The organism is Shewanella sp. HN-41 (assembly GCF_000217915.1).
GTDB lineage: Bacteria > Pseudomonadota > Gammaproteobacteria > Enterobacterales > Shewanellaceae > Shewanella.
The window spans coordinates 1-19021 of the sequence record NZ_AFOZ01000021.1 but is presented as its reverse complement, the minus strand read 5'-3'; the positions used below and the strand labels follow the sequence as shown (position 1 = coordinate 19021).

Annotated in this window: 18 protein-coding genes; 16 read left to right on the top strand and 2 right to left on the bottom strand. The window is 47.6% G+C overall.

Features of this window, described 5'->3' with window-relative positions:
• The first annotated feature begins 539 nt into the window (after positions 1-539).
• The 16 genes from SOHN41_RS08045 (at position 540) to SOHN41_RS07965 (ending at position 17636) form a co-directional block, all read left to right on the top strand.
• Entirely contained in the window at positions 540-887 is a 348-nt protein-coding gene (locus tag SOHN41_RS08045) for a hypothetical protein (protein ID WP_037458477.1), read from the top strand.
• Between the two features lie 426 nt (positions 888-1313).
• Positions 1314-1961, top strand: coding sequence for a hypothetical protein (locus SOHN41_RS08035; RefSeq protein ID WP_037458475.1), 648 nt, complete (start codon positions 1314-1316; stop codon positions 1959-1961).
• Between the two features lie 84 nt (positions 1962-2045).
• A complete protein-coding gene (locus SOHN41_RS08030) occupies positions 2046-2477 on the top strand; it encodes a hypothetical protein (RefSeq protein ID WP_037458472.1) in 432 nt (143 codons plus the stop codon).
• 81 nt (positions 2478-2558) lie between these two features.
• A complete protein-coding gene (locus tag SOHN41_RS08025) occupies positions 2559-2852 on the top strand; it encodes a hypothetical protein (protein WP_037458470.1) in 294 nt (97 codons plus the stop codon).
• Positions 2853-3830: 978 nt separating this feature from the next.
• On the top strand, positions 3831-4730 hold the full coding sequence (gene hisG, locus SOHN41_RS08020) for an ATP phosphoribosyltransferase (protein ID WP_037458481.1): 900 nt from the start codon (positions 3831-3833) through the stop codon (positions 4728-4730).
• 3 nt (positions 4731-4733) lie between these two features.
• On the top strand, positions 4734-6062 hold the full coding sequence (hisD, locus tag SOHN41_RS08015) for a histidinol dehydrogenase (RefSeq protein WP_007647571.1): 1329 nt from the start codon (positions 4734-4736) through the stop codon (positions 6060-6062).
• 75 nt (positions 6063-6137) lie between these two features.
• Positions 6138-7283 carry a histidinol-phosphate transaminase gene (hisC, locus tag SOHN41_RS08010; RefSeq protein ID WP_007647569.1) on the top strand — a complete coding sequence of 382 codons (1146 nt, stop codon included), beginning with the start codon at positions 6138-6140 and terminating at the stop codon, positions 7281-7283.
• 29 nt (positions 7284-7312) lie between these two features.
• Positions 7313-8404, top strand: coding sequence for a bifunctional histidinol-phosphatase/imidazoleglycerol-phosphate dehydratase HisB (hisB, locus tag SOHN41_RS08005; protein ID WP_007647567.1), 1092 nt, complete (start codon positions 7313-7315; stop codon positions 8402-8404).
• 31 nt (positions 8405-8435) lie between these two features.
• Complete coding sequence (hisH, locus tag SOHN41_RS08000; protein WP_007647565.1) at positions 8436-9212, top strand: imidazole glycerol phosphate synthase subunit HisH; 777 nt, start codon at positions 8436-8438, stop codon at positions 9210-9212.
• A 70-nt stretch (positions 9213-9282) separates the two neighbouring features.
• Positions 9283-10020, top strand: coding sequence for a 1-(5-phosphoribosyl)-5-[(5-phosphoribosylamino)methylideneamino]imidazole-4-carboxamide isomerase (hisA, locus tag SOHN41_RS07995; RefSeq protein ID WP_007647563.1), 738 nt, complete (start codon positions 9283-9285; stop codon positions 10018-10020).
• On the top strand, positions 10002-10775 hold the full coding sequence (hisF, locus tag SOHN41_RS07990) for an imidazole glycerol phosphate synthase subunit HisF (protein WP_007647561.1): 774 nt from the start codon (positions 10002-10004) through the stop codon (positions 10773-10775). The genes hisA and hisF overlap by 19 nt, the downstream gene beginning before the upstream one ends.
• 82 nt (positions 10776-10857) lie before the next feature.
• Positions 10858-11514: a bifunctional phosphoribosyl-AMP cyclohydrolase/phosphoribosyl-ATP diphosphatase HisIE gene (hisIE, locus tag SOHN41_RS07985; RefSeq protein ID WP_007647560.1), complete on the top strand. Its 657-nt coding sequence runs from the start codon at positions 10858-10860 to the stop codon at positions 11512-11514.
• Positions 11515-12217: 703 nt separating this feature from the next.
• Positions 12218-13405 (top strand): aromatic amino acid transport family protein, encoded by a 1188-nt coding sequence (locus tag SOHN41_RS07980; protein WP_007647559.1) that lies wholly within the window; start codon positions 12218-12220, stop codon positions 13403-13405.
• A 288-nt stretch (positions 13406-13693) separates the two neighbouring features.
• Entirely contained in the window at positions 13694-17047 is a 3354-nt protein-coding gene (locus SOHN41_RS07975; RefSeq protein ID WP_037458468.1) for a YdbH domain-containing protein, read from the top strand.
• 10 nt (positions 17048-17057) lie between these two features.
• Positions 17058-17276, top strand: coding sequence for a YnbE family lipoprotein (locus tag SOHN41_RS07970; RefSeq protein WP_007647557.1), 219 nt, complete (start codon positions 17058-17060; stop codon positions 17274-17276).
• A gap of 24 nt (positions 17277-17300) precedes the next feature.
• On the top strand, positions 17301-17636 hold the full coding sequence (locus SOHN41_RS07965; RefSeq protein WP_007647555.1) for a YdbL family protein: 336 nt from the start codon (positions 17301-17303) through the stop codon (positions 17634-17636).
• A 158-nt stretch (positions 17637-17794) separates the two neighbouring features.
• Here SOHN41_RS07965 and SOHN41_RS20085 read toward each other — a convergent pair whose 3' ends face one another.
• Positions 17795-18226, bottom strand: a complete 432-nt coding sequence (locus tag SOHN41_RS20085) for a hypothetical protein (RefSeq protein WP_139058350.1) — start codon at positions 18224-18226, stop codon at positions 17795-17797.
• 75 nt (positions 18227-18301) lie between these two features.
• Positions 18302-18610 carry a hypothetical protein gene (locus SOHN41_RS07955; RefSeq protein ID WP_139058348.1) on the bottom strand — a complete coding sequence of 103 codons (309 nt, stop codon included), beginning with the start codon at positions 18608-18610 and terminating at the stop codon, positions 18302-18304.
• Between the last annotated feature and the right edge of the window lie 411 nt (positions 18611-19021).

Below are 19021 nucleotides of genomic sequence, written 5' to 3'. Positions count from 1 at the left end.
TTTTTGATGAGTTTTAGCGACTACATCGTGGCCCATTGCGAGGCCGATTAAAAGTGGATGGGTCCATTCCATTATCCCTATTTTAGAAGGTCACTGGTGCAACAATGGCAATCTTAACGGCCATTGAACGGTTCATCGGGCTAAAAGCTTGTACCCCAAAACGAGTTAACAAGTTGTCGATGGAGCAGTAGCGAACGGACTTTCTGGCCTAGAAATTTTCATCGTTATACCCCGTGTGATGTAACTCACTTCTACCCATCAATATACAGTCGTATTCAAATTATAAGGATTTTGGACGATTTTCATCCTGCAATCGTGCGCGTTTTCGCATTTCCGTTTAAATAATTGGCATTAGAATTAAATACTTATACTTGTCAATAAGTAGATAATAGGTTTGGAAAACGCGCATGCGCGTTTTTCCTGATGGTGTATTTAATAAAAAGCTGATAAGTTCTTTGCATACAGATAGTTAACTGTGCGCGTTTTCACTGGTCTAATGAGGTAAACGCGCATGCGCACTAATAAAATGTTAGGTAACTATGGATAGTACTGCCTCGAAATTCAGAAATTCGTGCCTAGACATTTTGAGCTTTTTATCGTCTCCGCCGAGACAGAGAGAATTTGCATCAAAAGTTGAATACATCGACTATAAAAGCGAATTTGTTTGTTGGTGGTTTGATGATTTAGTTATGGACTCCTTACCTCAAGGGTCTGGTTTAATATCTGAAAGTTTCACCGCGGATGAAAAATTAATCCTCTGGGAGTTTACAAAACTTTTTGAGCGAAATATTGATAGCGAGAATCAATCTATTGATGAGCTATTAAAAGACCCTAAATGGAAAGTTGTTATGGTAGCAGCTTACGAAGCACTAGCAAAAATTGGGTAAAGGCACCTAACAAGGCCATTAAAACGCGGACACAAAACAGCTGGCTTGTGTTCCTCCGTCGCCAAGTATAGCCAGCTATTTTGTGCCGTTTATGGCGGCGTTATATGCACTTAGGCATCTGATGAAACAGTACTCTGTCGTTAAGATCAAAACTTTGAAAAAGAAATTTGAGCACACCGAACTTAGCTTCGGATCGCGGGCGCCTCGTGTTGGTGATATAGCAACGGTAATCGATGTATACGATGGAGCATTTGATCTAGAGTGCTGCGATCAAAATGGCATTACAATTTGGTTAGAAGTATTTAAACCAAGTGACGCAGAGTTGGAGCTAATGTGAATATAACAAGTCAATCATGTTCGCCCAACAAGTTGGGCTGGGACGCGCAAACTGCGCGCGCCCCATATTGAAGCGTTAGGAGTTAAAAGTTGGCCGAAATCCCCCTCGCCTTTAGCCGCCCTTGGAGTCTTCGAGTGCCTCTGCTTACACGACAGATGAAGACTGAGCATGTTGACGCTTTCTTCCGTGATGGGACATTGAGGCTTTCCTCATTCGAGGTATTTCGCCAACATCCAGATGAATTGCGACGTGATACTCAAGAAGGCCGGGTGGTCATGGAAATTGAGGCTCCAAATGGCAAGACCAGCGTATTGGGGATAAATGGCCAAGAGGCATATGTAATGTGCGCATCTACAATCGAAAGCACTTTACCGCATGATGGTTCAATTTCAGCTTTCAGAATATTGGATACCCTGGGGTTTGCGAATGCAATTTCAGGACAAATCCTTGGATTTGCTGGCGGAACCGAGGGGCTCTGCAGCTACCGCGACAATACAATGCTCAAAAAGCATGATCCCCGCCCCATTACTCCGCCAGCAGAAGGAGTTGATCCGGAGAAATGGTTTGAAGAACAGCAGCGATTTATTGGCAGGCATTCAATCGATGCATTTTTCGTCAAGGCGAGTCGTTTTTCCCATGAGGCGGAGTATCGATTCATCTGGTTTGCATCTGGTGAGCATAAAGATTTTATCGACATCAAATGCCCCGCTGCTCTTCAGTTCTGTGAGCGTGCTTAGCACTCCTAACAATGCGCTTAAATCGCTCGCTTCACTCGCTGGGACCGGCGAAGCCGGCCCCTTAGCTTAATCGTTATGAGTCATATGAATAGTTTATTAATTTGTAGCCTTGCAATTCTTTTGGCTGGTTGCACAACCATAAATAATGTTTCATATAGCTCTCAATTTGATGATGACATAGGCATAAAACATTTAGTAAAGAACGCTTTCATTTGCCTTGTTGATAATAATGCAATGTTTGCGAAGGACTTACCCGTTAACGAGCTATATGAAAACCATGGTTTTAAATCCTGTCCTCGCGGAACGGATGTTGCCTTCCTTCCCAAAGGTACAGAAATTAAAGTTTCAAAGGCGTCTCATCACTCACACTTCGGCTTAGTATCTTATACAGATCATTGGTATTTTGTTGGTTCCGCTTACACCGGCGGTGAAACGGTGAGTTTCTATTACTACTTAGGGTTAACTACTGATGGAAAACCTCCAGCGAGCTATAAGGATAATTTGTTGTGGCGTTAGCAAAATCTCATAACAAGGCCAGCCAGCATCGCTCCCTGCGGTCGCTGGACCTCGTTTCACTCGGCCGCATAAGGATCAGAAATGAACTTTAATATTGCCGTTTTACCCATAATGATTCTTATGATTTTGGGAATTGGTTCGATGTTTTTGGCAATGAACCTCCTATCAAGAGAAGTGTCACGGGAAAAATTACATAAGGTCGAAGACCTAAGCTCACTATGGAAAACTAGCTTTCCTCCAGCTCAGGTGTTGACTGAACGTGGCTTAAAAATACAAAAATGGTTTCGGGCATTTATTGTCATATTAGTTCTTAGTGCTGCTGTTCTTGGGCTCTTTGTTACGGGATTTAGCAATACACCAATCATTACCACATAACAAGGCGCATCACTCGCAGCCTGCGGCTGCTGGGACGTCAAACGCTAACGCGCTTTTGTCCCAAAGTGTTTTAAATCTACCGGTTACACTAATGCCCAAAAGGTGAGTCATGGTGATTAGCGAGACGACCGTCCGCCCCATACAAGGAGCGGCACTGCATCCAAGGACAGACTGGCACAATATCCCTGTTTAACTGCCAGTTCGCCATCTGATAGGCAGGACGCCTGAATGTCGTGCAATGCAGGGATGCATGAGAACGACCATGGCTGTCGTTCATAAGCTTATAAACCCTAGGTTTCTATTCACCGTGTCGGTGAGTCAATTCCATGGCAAGTCTGCGTGAGTTGATATCAGCAAACACTAAACAACTAAAGTTACAGATCCCCTACACTACCTCCCAACACATTTCGGTCCACTTTAAACATTCCTCCAACAAACATGCTCAATGGCTTCGTTTAGCGATAACCACCTGCCTTTTCACAAAAACGCATAAATATTCTTATTTAATTCAAATTGGCTGTTGCAAAGGCTCATAAAAGCGGTTAGTTTAAATCCACCAAATACGGATAGACGTCCGTAACAACGCATTCAATGCTTCGCTGTATTCGAGCAGTTAAGCCAATAAAGTTAAATACCGAGAGAGTAAAATGAGCCCATTACTGAACGCTATCCACCACCATCACCACCATATGCGGTAGCCTTCGGACGCTCACTGCCGGAGGACTATATCCTTCTGGCGGACTGATTCAAGATGATCAAAAACCCCTGGAAGGAATTCTGGGGGTTTTTGCTTTTAGGCGTTAATTTTGGTTTTAATTTAAATAAGCAACTTTAGATATTTAATAAATTATCAATACGTTAGCTAGAGCTCTTAACTAGATTTCTTAGCTGAGCCCATTGAACGGCAGGCGTATTAAACCGATTAAACAACACACTTTTGAATCTTTTAATTTTGATACTTTTGAGCGAGATAACACTATGACTGAATCGAACCGTTTACGCATCGCCATCCAAAAATCTGGCCGCCTATCTACTGAGTCCCAGCAACTGCTGAAAAGCTGTGGTGTTAAATTTTCCATTAATGAACAACGCCTTATCGCTCACGCGGATAATATGCCTATCGATTTACTGCGCGTTCGTGATGACGATATCCCAGGGTTGGTGATGGACGGTGTGGTCGATATGGGGATCATCGGTGAAAACGTGCTCGAAGAAGAACAAATCGAGCGTCAAACACTGAACAAACCCGCAGATTGTCTCAAACTGCGTCAGTTAGATTTTGGCTCATGTCGCCTCTCGTTAGCCGTACCAACAGAATTCAGTTATGCCGATGCCTCCTCGTTAGAAGGATTACGCATCGCCACTTCTTACCCGAACCTGCTGCGCCGTTTTATGCAACAAAAAGGCATAACTTATCGCGACTGTATGTTAAAAGGCTCGGTTGAAGTCGCCCCACGTGCCGGCCTTGCCGATGGTATTTGTGATCTCGTATCGACGGGCGCCACCTTAGAAGCCAACGGTTTATACGAAACCGAAGTGATTTACCGCTCTATGGCCTGCATCATTCAATCGACCCAAACCCAAACGCCAACTAAACAAGCGCTCATCGACAAAATTCTGTCCCGCGTCAATGGCGTTATCCGCGCCCGTGAGAGCAAATACATCCTGCTGCACGCGCCAACCGAAACCTTAGATCAAATCGTCGCCCTGCTGCCCGGCGCTGAAAACCCAACCGTATTGCCATTAAACGATGACACTAACCGCGTTGCTATCCACGCCGTCAGCACCGAAGATTTATTCTGGGATACCATGGAACAGTTGACCGCGCTCGGTGCCAGCTCGATTCTGGTGATGCCAATCGAAAAAATGATGGGGTAATGTATGGATATCCTAACTTGGTCAACCTTATCCACCGCCGAGCAGAAAATAGCGCTGAAACGCTCGCCCTTAATCGGTGACAGCGGCTTAGAGCAAAGCGTTCGCGCCATTATCGATGCGGTGGCGACGCGGGGTGATGCCGCTATTGCCGAATTTAATCAAAAGTTTGATGGCTTCAATAGCACGACCAAAGACTTAAGTGGACAAGGAAGTGGCGAGCTGCGCATGGGTGAAGCCGACATTGCCGCGGCAAGCGCACGGGTATCACCAGAGCTGAAAGCGGCGATCGCCAAAGCCATGGCGAATATAGATGTGTTTCACAGTGCCCAGCAATTTCGCCCGATTGATATGGAGACCGAGGCAGGAGTTCGCTGTGAGCTACGTAGCGAACCGATTGAAAAAGTGGGTTTATATATCCCCGGTGGCAGCGCGCCATTAATTTCTACCGTGATGATGCTCGCCCTGCCCGCCAAGATCGCCGGCTGCGAACAAAGAGTATTGGTCAGTCCACCGCCCATCAACGATGCCATTGTCTATGCCGCCAATGCCTGTGGGATCACTGAAATTTATCAAGTGGGCGGCGCGCAGGCGATTGCGGCACTGGCCTTTGGCACTGAAACGATTCCGGCGGTCGATAAAATTTTTGGCCCAGGTAATCGTTATGTGACTGAGGCTAAACGCTTAGTATCACAGGATAGTCGCTGCACTGTGTGTATCGATATGCCCGCAGGGCCTTCTGAGGTATTAGTGATTGCCGATAGCGACGCCAATTGTGAATTTATCGCCGCCGATTTGCTTTCACAAGCGGAGCATGGCCCTGATTCACAAGTGATTTTAGTAACTGATTCACAAGCTATCGCCGATGGCGTAAATGATGCGCTAGCAAAACAGCTTGCCGCCCTACCGCGTTGTGATATAGCTACAACGGCGCTACTGAGCAGTCGTACTTTTGTTGTGGAGGATATGCGCCAAGCCGCCATGGTTTCTAATCAATACGGGCCTGAGCACTTGATCATTCAAACGCGCTTTCCCCGTGAGGTGCTGAAAAACATTCGCGCCGCTGGCTCAGTATTTTTAGGCGCATATACGCCTGAATCCGTTGGTGATTATGCCAGTGGCACCAACCACGTGCTGCCGACATACGGTTACAGCCGCGCCGTGTCGAGTCTATCCCTAGCCGACTTTAGCCGCCGCTTTACCGTGCAGGAACTCAGCGCTAAGGGCTTAATCGGACTTGGGCAAGCGGTCATGACACTAGCCAGTAACGAATTACTCGATGCACACAAAAATGCCGTCGCCATTCGTTTAGATGCACTGCGTTCAGGTGTTTAGCGGGTCAAGAGAAATGATCTACCGCCCCTTAAGTGTGTAAACCTTAAGTGAGTGAAGATAGAGGTGAGTGAAAAAATGAGCCAAGTGAGCAGCATGGAAAACACCGCAGAATCCACAGTATTCGCAGCATCAAAGTTAACACAATCGGCACTGACTTTAGCCGAGCGCCTAGCGCGTCCTGAGTTACTGGATTTAGTTCCCTACCAGAGCGCCCGCAGGCTCGGTGGTCAAGGGGATATTTGGATCAATGCCAACGAATCGCCCTTTAATAATGTCGATACGGCAGCGCTCGATTTATCGAAATTGAATCGTTACCCAGAATGCCAGCCGCCCGCCCTTATCAACGCCTACAGTGAGTACAGCGGCGTAAGTGCCAGCAAGATAGTCGCCAGCCGCGGCGCCGATGAAGCGATTGAACTGTTAATTCGCGCTTTTTGTATTCCAGGCGTCGACAGCATTGCCTGCTTTGGCCCGACGTACGGCATGTATGCCATCAGCGCGAACACCTTTAATGTGGGCGTTAAAGCGTTAAATCTCAGCGCGGAATATGGCTTACCCGCAAACTATGCAGAAGACGTTCGCGGCGCAAAACTGGTGTTTATCTGTAATCCCAATAATCCGACGGGCACTGTGATTGACAAGGCCATTATCGAGCAAGCGATCAACGCCCTGCCCGATGCGCTTGTGGTGATCGATGAAGCCTATATTGAGTTTTGCCCTGAATACAGCGTGGCGGATCTGCTGGAAAGCTATCCGAATCTAGTGGTACTGCGCACCCTATCAAAAGCCTTTGCACTTGCCGGCGCACGCTGTGGTTTTATGCTGGCAAACGAGGCCGTGGTCGAAATCATTATGCGCGTGATAGCGCCCTATCCTGTGCCGCTGCCCGTGAGTGAAGTCGCCACCCAGGCGCTATCGAGCGCTGGCGTAGCACGAATGAAAAATCAGGTAAGAGAACTCAATCAACAGGGTAAAAGACTCGCCGCGGCGCTCAATCTCTATTGTGAGCAATGGGGTGGATATGTGCTAAAACCCAATGGTAACTATGTGCTGGCCGAATTTGATGATGTCACCAAGGTTGCAGCGTTACTGCAAGGCAGTGGTGTTGTCGCCCGCGCCTACAAGGACCCAAGGCTTGCCAAGGCGATACGCTTCAGCTTTAGTTCAGAGGCGGATACCGATCGCTTAGTCGCCCTATTTGAGTCTCAACGAGTTGAATAATAAAACGAATTCTATTTTAAGGTAGCGCCATGAACCCACAATTTATCCCAAACGTTGCACAAAAAATTCTGTTTATCGACCGCGATGGCACCTTGATTGAAGAGCCCGTCACCGATAAACAGGTCGATAGCCTGGCGAAATTAGTGTTTGAACCACAGGTGATCCCCGCTTTGCTGCGATTGCAAAAGGCTGGGTTTCGCTTAGTCATGGTCAGCAATCAAGACGGCCTTGGCACACCGTCCTTCCCGCAGGAAGATTTCGACGCGCCCCACAACATGATGATGCAAATCCTCAAAAGCCAAGGGGTGAACTTTGAAGATGTGGTGATTTGCCCGCACTTTAACGATGAAAATTGCAGCTGCCGTAAACCTAAGCTTGGGCTAGTGAAAGACTATCTCACCCAAGGCTGTATCGATTTCACCCAATCGGCTGTGATTGGCGATCGCGAAACCGATGTGGAACTGGGCAATGCCATGGGCATTAAAAGCCTTAAATATCAACGCGACACTTTTGACTGGAACGCCATCGCCGATGCGCTACTCAATAAAGGCCGCACCGCGACGGTAGTACGTACCACCAAAGAAACCGATATTCGCGTAACCGTTGATCTCGACAGTTCAGTCAAAGGCAAAATCGACACTGGTATTGGCTTTTTCGACCACATGCTCGATCAAATTGCCACCCACGGTAATTTTAGAATGGATGTGAAAGTCGATGGCGATCTGGAAATCGACGACCACCACAGCGTCGAAGACACTGCGTTGGCCATAGGTGATGCCCTGCGCCAAGCGCTCGGCGATAAACGCGGCATTGCCCGTTTCGGCTTTAGTCTGCCGATGGATGAAGCCAAGGGCGAATGTCTGCTGGATATTTCTGGCCGTCCTTTTATCAAATTCTCGGCCGATTTTGAACGCGAGCACGTGGGCGAAATGGCCACTGAAATGGTGCCGCACTTCTTCCGCTCCTTTGCCGATGGCCTACGCTGTACGCTACATGTGTCAACCGAAGGCGATAACGATCACCACAAGGTTGAAGCCCTGTTTAAAGTGCTCGGCCGCGCGCTGCGCCAAGCGGTGAAAGTCGAAGGTGATATTCTGCCATCGAGCAAAGGCGTGCTTTAAGGCATCAGCATAAATCGTTTAAGAGGTTAGGATGCAACAAGACACTCCATTAACAGCTGGCCAGCAATTAACAGCAAATGAATCGCCAGATGCTGAAACCGTCATCATAGATACGGGCTGTGCCAATTTAAGCTCAGTACGTTTCGCCTTCGAGCGTTTAGGCGCTAAGGTGTTGGTTACAGACGATAAAGCCAAAATCAAAGCGGCAAAACGCGTGGTGCTGCCGGGTGTGGGCACTGCGGGTGCCGCCATGGCGTCCTTACATGAAAAAGGCTTAGTCGAACTGATTCAAGGCCTGACTCAACCTGTGCTGGGCGTGTGCCTTGGCATGCAAATGTTGGCGGCGATTTCGAAGGAGCGCGGCGGAAAAGGCCAAGATTGCGAGTGCTTAGGCATAATCCCAACCGACATTTGCGAGCTGGACACGCAGTTACTCAAAGCTGAAGGCTTACCTTTGCCGCATATGGGCTGGAACCAAATTCGTGTGTCACAAAACGCATCAAATCATCCATTGTTTACGGGTATTGAAGATGGCAGTTATGTGTATTTCGTCCACAGTTACCGCGCGCCGTTGAGTGAGTTTACCTTAGCCGAATGTTCCTATGGTGAAGGCTTTAGCGCCGCCATCGGCAAAGGCAACTTTATGGGCGTGCAATTCCACCCCGAAAAAAGTGCCGCCGTGGGCGCGCAAATTCTGCGTAACTTTTTACAGATGGACGAGTTACAGATGAACGAATTACAGATGAGCCAAGTGCAGCGAAGCAACCCTGCTGATGGCCAAGCGGGTGTAAATAAGGCTGACCAATGAATAAATTACTCATTAAAAAAACAGTTATTAATAAATCACTTATAAACAAATCAATCAAGGAACTAAGCCTATGATTATTCCTGCAATTGATTTAATTGATGGCAATGTCGTCCGCCTCTATCAAGGCGATTACGGCCAGCAGACCACCTTTGATTTAAGCCCTTTGGCGCAGCTACAATCCTATGAGGCTCAAGGCGCGAAGTGGTTGCATATCGTTGATTTAACAGGCGCGAAAGATCCCGCTAAACGCCAAACTCGCCTCATCAGTGAACTCGTGGCGGGACTTAAGGCTAATATTCAGGTGGGCGGTGGCATTCGCACTGAAGAACAAGTCACTGAATTATTAGCTATCGGCGTAAAACGCGTGGTAATTGGCTCACTGGCAGTAAAAGAACCTGAGTTAGTTAAAGAGTGGTTTATCAAATACGGCAGCGATGCGATTTGCCTCGCACTCGATGTCAATATCAACCAGAGCGGCGAGAAGATTGTCGCCGTATCTGGCTGGCAAAGTGGCGGCGGTAAGAGTTTAGAATCCCTCGTGGAAACCTTTAGCGCGGTCGGTTTAAAGCATGCGCTGGTAACTGATATTAGCCGTGACGGCACCTTAACGGGCGCGAATACCGCGCTTTATCAAGAAATTGCCGCCAGCTATCCCGATATCGCTTGGCAAGCCTCCGGCGGTATTGCGACCCTTGATGATGTTGCCGCCGTGCGAGACAGCGGCGCTGCGGGCATCATCATAGGCAAAGCCTTGCTTATCAATCAGTTTAACGTGGCGGAGGCAATCCAATGCTGGCCAAACGACTAGTCCCCTGTTTAGATGTCAAAGACGGTAAAGTAGTGAAAGGCGTGCAGTTTCGTAACCACGAAATTGTCGGCGATATCGTCCCCCTAGCCGCGCGTTATGCCGAAGAAGGCGCCGATGAGCTGGTATTTTATGATATTACCGCCAGCGCCCACGAACGTGTAGTCGATAAATCTTGGGTGAGCCGCGTGGCGGAGCAGATTGATATTCCCTTCTGCGTGGCGGGTGGCATTAAAACCATTAGCCAAGCCCGTGAATTATTAGCCTTTGGTGCGGATAAGATCTCAATCAACTCGCCCGCCTTAAGCGATCCGAGTTTGATCTCGCGCCTGCAGGACGAGTTCGGCCGCCAGTGTATCGTGATTGGCATCGACTCCTTTTTCGATGCCACCAGCAACAGCTATAAGGTAAAGCAATTTACTGGCGATGAAGCGGCGACTAAGGATACCCAATGGTTTACCCAAGACTGGGTTGAAGAAGTGCAAAAACGAGGTTGTGGTGAAATCGTGCTCAATGTGATGAACCAAGACGGCGTGCGCGGCGGCTATGATATCAAGCAGTTAAGTCTTATTCGCACCATCTGCGACGTGCCTTTAATTGCCTCGGGCGGTGCTGGGACTATGGCGCATTTCCGCGATGTATTTATTGAAGCCAAGGTCGATGCGGCGCTGGCGGCAAGCGTATTCCACAAGGCGATTATCAATATTGGTGAGTTAAAAGCCTATCTAGCAGCCGAAGGTATTGCGATTAGATGCTAGAGCGGTTCTAGGTTCTAGGTTCTAGGTTCTAGGTTCTAGGTTCTAGGTTCTAGGTTCTACAAACAGATTAAGAGTGAACACTATGTCAACGCAAACAAACACTAAGTCGGATTTCAGCCCTATTCAAGTTAATGAGCTTGCTTGGGACAAACAGGATGGGCTTATTCCTGCCGTTATCCAAAATCACTTATCGGGCAAGGTATTAATGCTCGGTTATATGGATAAAGCCGCGCTGGAAAAAACCTTAAGCACAGGGGATGTCACCTTTTTCAGCCGCTCAAAGCAGCGCTTGTGGACTAAGGGAGAAACCTCGGGTAATACCCTAAGACTCGTCGCCATCGATATGGACTGCGATAACGACAGTTTATTAGTGCAAGTGATCCCCAATGGGCCAACCTGCCACAAGGGCACTGAAAGTTGCTGGGCTGCGGCTCAAGCTCACCCCTTTTTGAATCAATTAGCTGAGCTTATCGCCAGCCGCCGCGGTGATAGCCCAGATTCCAGCTATACCGCCTCTTTATTTGCGCGCGGCACTAAACGTATCGCCCAAAAGGTCGGAGAAGAAGGTCTTGAAACCGCCCTTGCCGCCGCGACCCACGATAAGGAAGAGCTGGTTAACGAAGCCTCAGATCTTATCTATCACTTGCTGGTATTACTTGAAGATCAACACTTAAGCCTCAGTGACATCACAGCAAACTTGCTGGCAAGGCATGAAAAGGCGCTGCAGAGCAAAGCATAATCTGCTCACTGACTCTGATATCACGTCTATCGGTTCTACCTCTAAAATGCCAAATGCCGCACACTTGAGCCAAGTCTGCGGCATTTTTTATCGCGCTATAAACGTAGCTAACTCCTCTTTCCTCCCACCGTTGACCATAAACTCAGTGTGAGTCAGGCATGTCGCATGGCAAGAAACAAGTAAAATGCTGTTGTAATGGTTGACAAGTACACTTCAAGTCCCTATGGTAGCCTCCGTTGCCGATGTTAAGTCTCGGCAGCCAAAAGACTTAAGGTGCGGCTGTTCCAGCTACTCATAAAATGACAGTCTCTTAAGTAAAAAATATTAAAGAGAGCGCCACCTTTAATAATCGAACCGTATTTAATCGCGGTTATCCCTGTTTACTCAAGACACGCTAAGGCAAGTTTTATGTGTTTCACAGCATTTTATACTCCCTATCTGTAGCCGCAATGGATATACCCAAGCTATCTGAAGATACGAGTTTCAGCATCTTCAGATTGTTTGGGTATAGATAGGCTTCCTCGCCTGACCTTCCATTGTGGCCATATCCTTTCGGAACCGCTGAGCGCCACTGTCTCATTTGCTCAAATCATTTTGAGCTTGAATCGTTTCATCATTGAATCGCATCAGCATCTTTTAAGACAGTAGCTTTCGGATCAAATCCTTAGCTCATTTTCTTGTGACACGCTTTTGAGTACATGTTATGACACAGAATAAAATTTTCGGCAGTTTACTGCTTATCGCAGGCACCACTATCGGCGCGGGTATGTTGGCTTTGCCTATCGCATCGGCTGGACTGGGTTTTGGCACCTCCTCCGCCATCATGTTGATCCTGTGGGCGCTAATGGCCTATACGGCGCTACTAATGGTGGAAATCCATCAATTTGCCCCCAGCGATGCCAGTCTTAATCAATTAGCGTTAAATTTATTGGGCCGTAAAGGCCAGTTGATCGCCAATAGCGCCTTGATGTTTTTACTGTACGCCCTTTGCGCCGCCTACATTGCCGGAGGCGGTGAGCAAGTAAACCAAAAGTTGAACACCTGGCTAGGGTTAAGTTTGCCACCGCAGGCGGGCGCCATACTGTTTACCCTGCTGATTGGGGCGATTGTGGGCATGGGCACACACTGTGTAGACCTCATCAACCGCGGCCTCTTTAGCCTAAAAATCATGGCGTTAATCTTAATGCTCACATTGTTACTGCCGCAGGTAGAAGGCCCACATTTACTCGAACTTCCGCTTAACCAAGGGTTGATTATCACGGCTATTCCGGTGATTTTTACTTCCTTTGGTTTTCACGGCTCGATTCCTTCAGTGGTGCGCTACTTAGGGGTTGAGGTCAAAGCCCTGCGCAGGATCATGCTGCTCGGTTCCGCTTTACCTCTGGTGATTTACCTTTTGTGGCAACTGGGTAGCCAAGGCGTACTAAGCCAAAGCCAATTGCTCGAAAACCAGAGTTTATCGAGTTTTATTAGTCAACTGGCGAGCGTGCTGCACAGCGAATACTTAAGTAGTGCAATTAGTCTGTTTGCCGATCTCGCCCTTGCGACCTCATTTTTAGGGGTGAGTTTAGGCTTGTTCGATTTTATGGCCTCAAGCTTAAGACGAGAGGATAATTTCTCTGGCCGTAGTCTGACCACAGCCATTACCTTTTTACCCCCCTTAGGTTTCGCCCTCTTCTATCCACAAGGTTTTATCACAGCCCTGGGCTACGCGGCGATTGCGCTGGTGATCCTCGCCATCTTTTTACCTGTGGCCATGGTGTGGACACAGCGCCAGACGCGAGACGCAGCCAATATGCCGACAGGATATCGCGTCGCTGGCGGTAAGCTTGCCTTAATGCTCGCCACTCTTTGCGGAGTCGTGGTTATCGCCGCGCAGATGTTTAGCTAGCCGCGATTCACTCACCAAGAGTTAGCTAGCTCGAATAAAAGATTAGATACAAGAGCCTGTAAAGCTTCAACTATTGACAGCAGGCTCTTGTCTATTCGATGATCCTTTCACATTAGTCAGCTAAGCCCTTGAGTGTTAAACTGCCTCTGATGCTCGTGCGCACTGCGGCAGCGACTAAGAAGACGGCTCCTAAAGATAGTTGCTAAAAAGCTCGCGTGAATATATTTGTGCACTGCTAACGTACGAGTTTGATCAGGGCTCAGTCAATAAGGATAGAAGTCGAACCCAATGCCAATCCACAACAAGCCAAGCTGTGGCAGTGCCTCCGATAGCGGGACACCTCAACACGAGGCAACGGAGACATCCGCAGGCCCTCGCAGTGGTGCTGCTAGTTCTGGAGCGGATGCTCGTATTGCGACACAAAGCCGTCGTAAATTCCCCCTAAAAAAGACCCTATTGGCGACCAGTTTAACGGGCATCTTGGCGGGCGTGGCGTTAACCGTTTGGATCATGAATACCCAAGCTGAGAAACTCATCATGCAGGCGGCAAATGTTGCCCTCGCAGGCATGGACAGCGAGCTAATTGACGTTGATTTAGGGAAAAGTCAGTTAGAACATTGGCGCATTACTTCTGCCAATCTTAGGGTACATGACAGCCATATCAGGCTTAATAACCTGAATATCCAGCTAAAACTTGACTGGCCGCAGAGCTTCGCCGAGCTGAAACAGTACGGTCAAGTCGCTTACCTCACTCAAAAAATCACTCAAATCTCCACAGGCGATATAGAGGTCGAGTTAGGGCAATCCCTATTTGCGTCGAGCCAAAGTGCCATTGATAAACAAGGCCCCGCCTTGGCGTTAGATATCAAATCCTTGCCATCAATCGATATAGGCAAAACTAGCCTCATTCTCAAAGCCCAAAATGACTTGCCCGCCTATCGCCTCGTGATGGATAAGTTGAGCCTTAACGGCGCGGGGGAAATCAGCAGCGAGTTTAGCCATGCAGGCGAGCGTATCGCCAAACTCAAAGCAACACTCGAAGCCAATAAGTGGCAACTCAATAGTCAAATAGCCCTCGCGCCGCTGCTGGCGAGCATTCATCAGATAAGCCTAAGGCAAGCTCAAGACAGTGTATTAAGTCCGTTAACTGAGCTTGATAAAGAGTGGCAAGCATTAGCGATTGATTTACAAGGTCAATTAGTGTCAGACAGCAGTATCACACTAACTTCGGGTGAAGTGATCAGCCAGCACCAATTAATTGATCCTAAGCTGACGTTTAACCAACTGGCTGCACTAGAACTTGCGCCTAAACCTGAGCTCACATTTCGAATTGCCGGGCATTTAGCCGAGCTTGACTTAAGCCTCGAGCCCTTTACCTTAGCAGTGAACCCCAATGCCGCACAGCAACAGCGGTTGATGCAATTACTCGATGCGTCGTTGGCAAAGCCGATAACAGAGCAAGGGCCTGCTCAGTTAACGGATCAAATAACGACGTTGCTCTCAGGGCTTAAAAGCACAGAGGCTCCCATGGGGATCGCGCTGATATTGCCGGACGCTCTGCACTATCCGCTAACTCAACCCCAGCAAGATGCACAGGGTGAGCCAAGTAAGAATAAACCGCTTAGGTTCAAACTTCCCCGTATTCAGCTTAAAACCTTAGGCAGTAAGCTAGATACTCAAGTCGATTTGGCCAATGTTGAGGTAATAAAGTCCGCCGAAATGTTAGCCTTCAACACGGATTGGCGCCTCAATGCTAAACAAACAAGCCCACTGCAATTATCTGAATTATGGGTGAATACGCCACAGGATCTCAGTTGGAATAGTAGCCAGTTGACTGCCGCGGGGAAATTGCATTTTAATCAGGCGCCAGGTTCAACCGACTGGCAATTTATCACTGCGCCGCTCGAGGCGGCAGATACAACGCAAGCAGCAAAGCATAATGCTGGCGATACCCTGCTATTGGCCATCGAAGGGCTTAAATATAGCAACCCCCAAGATAAAAATGCGGCTAAACATGCCGATATAGGCCTTGGCAGTATCAGAATACAGGCCCTTGCACCGCTTAAACTCGGCTCGCAACACACACCAAGCATCAGCGCAGCACACACCTTTGACCCCGCATCCGATACAGCAAGTAAGTTAACGCTGGCCTTACCACCTTTGACCTTAGCACTGGAGCAACTGCATGTTTCGCAAACCACGCAGACACTTGTGGCTGAGGCTAGCACTGATAACCGTTCTGAAAAAAATGCTGAGAAAGGCGCGAACATTAATATCATAACTAAAACCGATATGAGCGCAGGCCATTTCTCGATTGCATTACAAAAAGCCATGTTATTTGCGCTTAAGCCCGAGGTCGAAACACCTATCGACTCATTGCTCACCTCCCCTTGGCAGAATCAACTCGAATGGCAAGCCAGTCAGCTCAATATCGAAAAACAGCTCAGTAGCAAAGGCCGAAGCCGTAAAGAAACGGTGCTAAAGCTGGATACCTTAACGCTGACACAAGCCTTAAATTGGAAAAATAACACACTCTTTGGTGATGAACACTGGCGAGTGGGCACGGTTGAGCTACAAAGCCAACACAAGCTAAACCTTGCCACTGCGAGCAAGCCTTTAGTGCTAACGGGTCACTGGGTTGTCGATACCAGCATGACCGAGGCATTGTCCTTACTCAATCAAACCCAGCCCTTGCCTTCTGAGCTTAATGTCACGGGTCATAACCAATTACAGGCGCAGTTTAACCTGACGCAAAAACGCGATCAGATCCAATTTGCCATGCAAATCACCCAGTCGATGACAGAACTCGAAGGTTTTTATAAGGACACCACCTTTGAGGGCGGAAAATTGCAGGCGCAGTGTGAGTTCACTTGGAGCCAATCCTATCAAAAACAGCCGGATAGAAAACCGCAGGATAAAGGCGATGTTAACAGTCTAAGTAAACTCAATTGCCCGCAGACGCTGATGACCTTCAACCTGTTTGATCCTGGCTTTCCCCTCACTGATATTGAAGTGGAAGCCGATATTGCGCTCGGTAAAGATGCACAGAAACTGCCCGACAATTGGCTGCAACAACTCACAGGCTTAAGTGATACCGATGTTTCCATGACGGCTAAGGGTAAGGTATTGAGTGGCCAGTTTTTGCTACCCGACTTTAACTTAAAACTGCAGGATAAATCCCATGCCTATTTACTGCTGCAGGGTATGAGCCTAGAAGAAGTGCTACGCATTCAGCCACAAATTGGTGTCTATGCCGACGGTATTTTCGATGGCGTATTACCCGTGGATTTAGTTAACGGCAAAGTATCTATCAGCGGCGGTCAATTAGCCGCCCGCGCGCCCGGCGGCTTAATCGCCATCTCGGGCAACCCCGCTGTGGATCAGATGCGCCAATCCCAACCTTACCTCGACTTTGTATTTTCGGCACTGGAGCACTTACAATACAGTCAATTATCCAGCAGTTTTGATATGGACACTGTGGGTGATGCTAAACTGCTCGTGGAAGTGAAAGGACAAAGCCAAGGGATTGAACGCCCAATCCACTTGAATTACTCCCATGAAGAGAACATGCTGCAATTATTCAGAAGCCTGCAAATTGGTAACGATCTGCAGGATAGAATCGAAAAATCCGTGAAGCAATAAGGAAATATCATTGAAAACCACTCAATTACAGCAAATTAGCCTAAGTGCCCGAAGTGCTCTTGTCGCCTTGGCTGCACTTGCCACATTGCAGGGCTGCGCGCCCACGGTAAAAATTGAACCGCCGGATAAACCTATCGTCATCAATCTCAATGTGAAAATTGAACACGAGATAAAAATCAAAGTGGATAAGGAGTTAGATCAGCTCCTGTCAGATGAGCAGTTGTTCTAATTACATCAGAATTGAGGAATCACTATGAAATCAATCCAACTAAAAACAAAGTTATTATTGCTACTTACCCTCAGCTTCTTGAGCCTAAGCGCCTTCGCCATGTCACTTCAAGAAGCTAAATCACAGGGCTATTTAGGCGAGCAAGCCAACGGCTATTTAGGTTTAGTAAAAGCCAATCCCGAAGCCAAAGCCGTGATGGACGATGTCAATAACAAACGCCGCGCCCACTACGAAACCATAGCGAAAAAGAACAATATCTCCGCCGCCGATGTCGCTAAACTCGCCGGCGAAAAAGCCATAGCCGCCACAGATAAAGGCAACTATGTGCAAGATGCCAAAGGCAAATGGATTAAAAAGTAGTCCACTTTTGCGAAGCTAATTCGTAAAAGCAAAACGATTAGAGATAAACAAAACGCCTGCAATAGCAGGCGTTTTTATGGGTGAAACGTCTAAAGGGGCATGCTTAACATTTAAGATAGGTCGCGGCTACGCCATGCCTATTGCTATTTGTTTATGTCTTAGTCTTCAGGATACGCACATAAAACAATTGATATATCTAAATCTGCGGTGCTTTTTAACAATGACGGCTCTAAATAGATAGTCATATTTATGCTATCCACACTGAACCACCCGACAAAATATTCAATTGTGCCACCAGAAGAACGTATGTGGTTGAAAAAGGATTTATGCCTTTTAAACTCTGCATTTTTTGATGAGATAAAGTCCTCAAATAACACGGTTTCGGCATCAAACTTATTGCCGTTGCATAAATCCAGGCTCCAGCGCATGTCTTCATACGTTCCACCAAGCTGCCTTCCATGTTTTGTAACTCGGAGGTCTCCAACATCATGTGATGATGTTGGCTGAAGGGACAATTGCTCACTAATAGTTTGCACTTCCATACTGGGGTGCGAAATATTTAACGAAACACAAAACTTATAATCAGGCACTAATCACCTCTAGAAACATAACGCCATGCACAACGGCGGTCGACGCAGGAGGCCGTAGCGAATTGTTCCACTTTGTTAAATGTTTTTCTCGGCATGATACTTTTGCCATATATCCTTAGCGATACTTTCGTAAACGGTTTCTGGGCCTGCTGTGGGCTCGCCGAACCAATGCAGGAACTCTTGATGGATGATACTGCAAAGCTCGCTTTCAGAAGAGGCAGACTTTAACCGCGGCAATATAGTGCCCACCTCGGGGGCGTATTCATCCGGTGGTGCGCCCAACTCAAGAAGGCCTATGGGGTCCTCCTTTCGAATGGCGCCATCCACTATCCGCCAAAGCTCTCGGTACCTCGACTTCAGTTGCTCCCTTTCAGATTTATTCATGGCTAGTCCAAACATTTAACCTTTGTATAGTGCAACCTTTATATAGTGTGTATACACATGTACCTCATTAGACCTGTAAAAACGTGGATGGGTAACCAACTGTAATAAAAGGAACTTATCAGCTTTTGTTTAGATATACCATCAGAAAAAACACTCATGCACGTTTTTTCAAACCTATTATCTCAAGCTGTCAAAAATAAGTTATCAAAAGACCTGACACCCACAACTCTTTTTGCTTTTAGCACTACACAAACAACACCGAGATAACCAGTTCAAGTCAACGAAAATGACTAACTCCTGTCTTTAAATCAACAGACGATGCATATGCTAAAAGGTGCGCCATGGTGATTAGCGAGACGACCGTCTGCCCCAAGGCCGCTTTTGGCATCCATGCCATCGCGGCATTTGTAA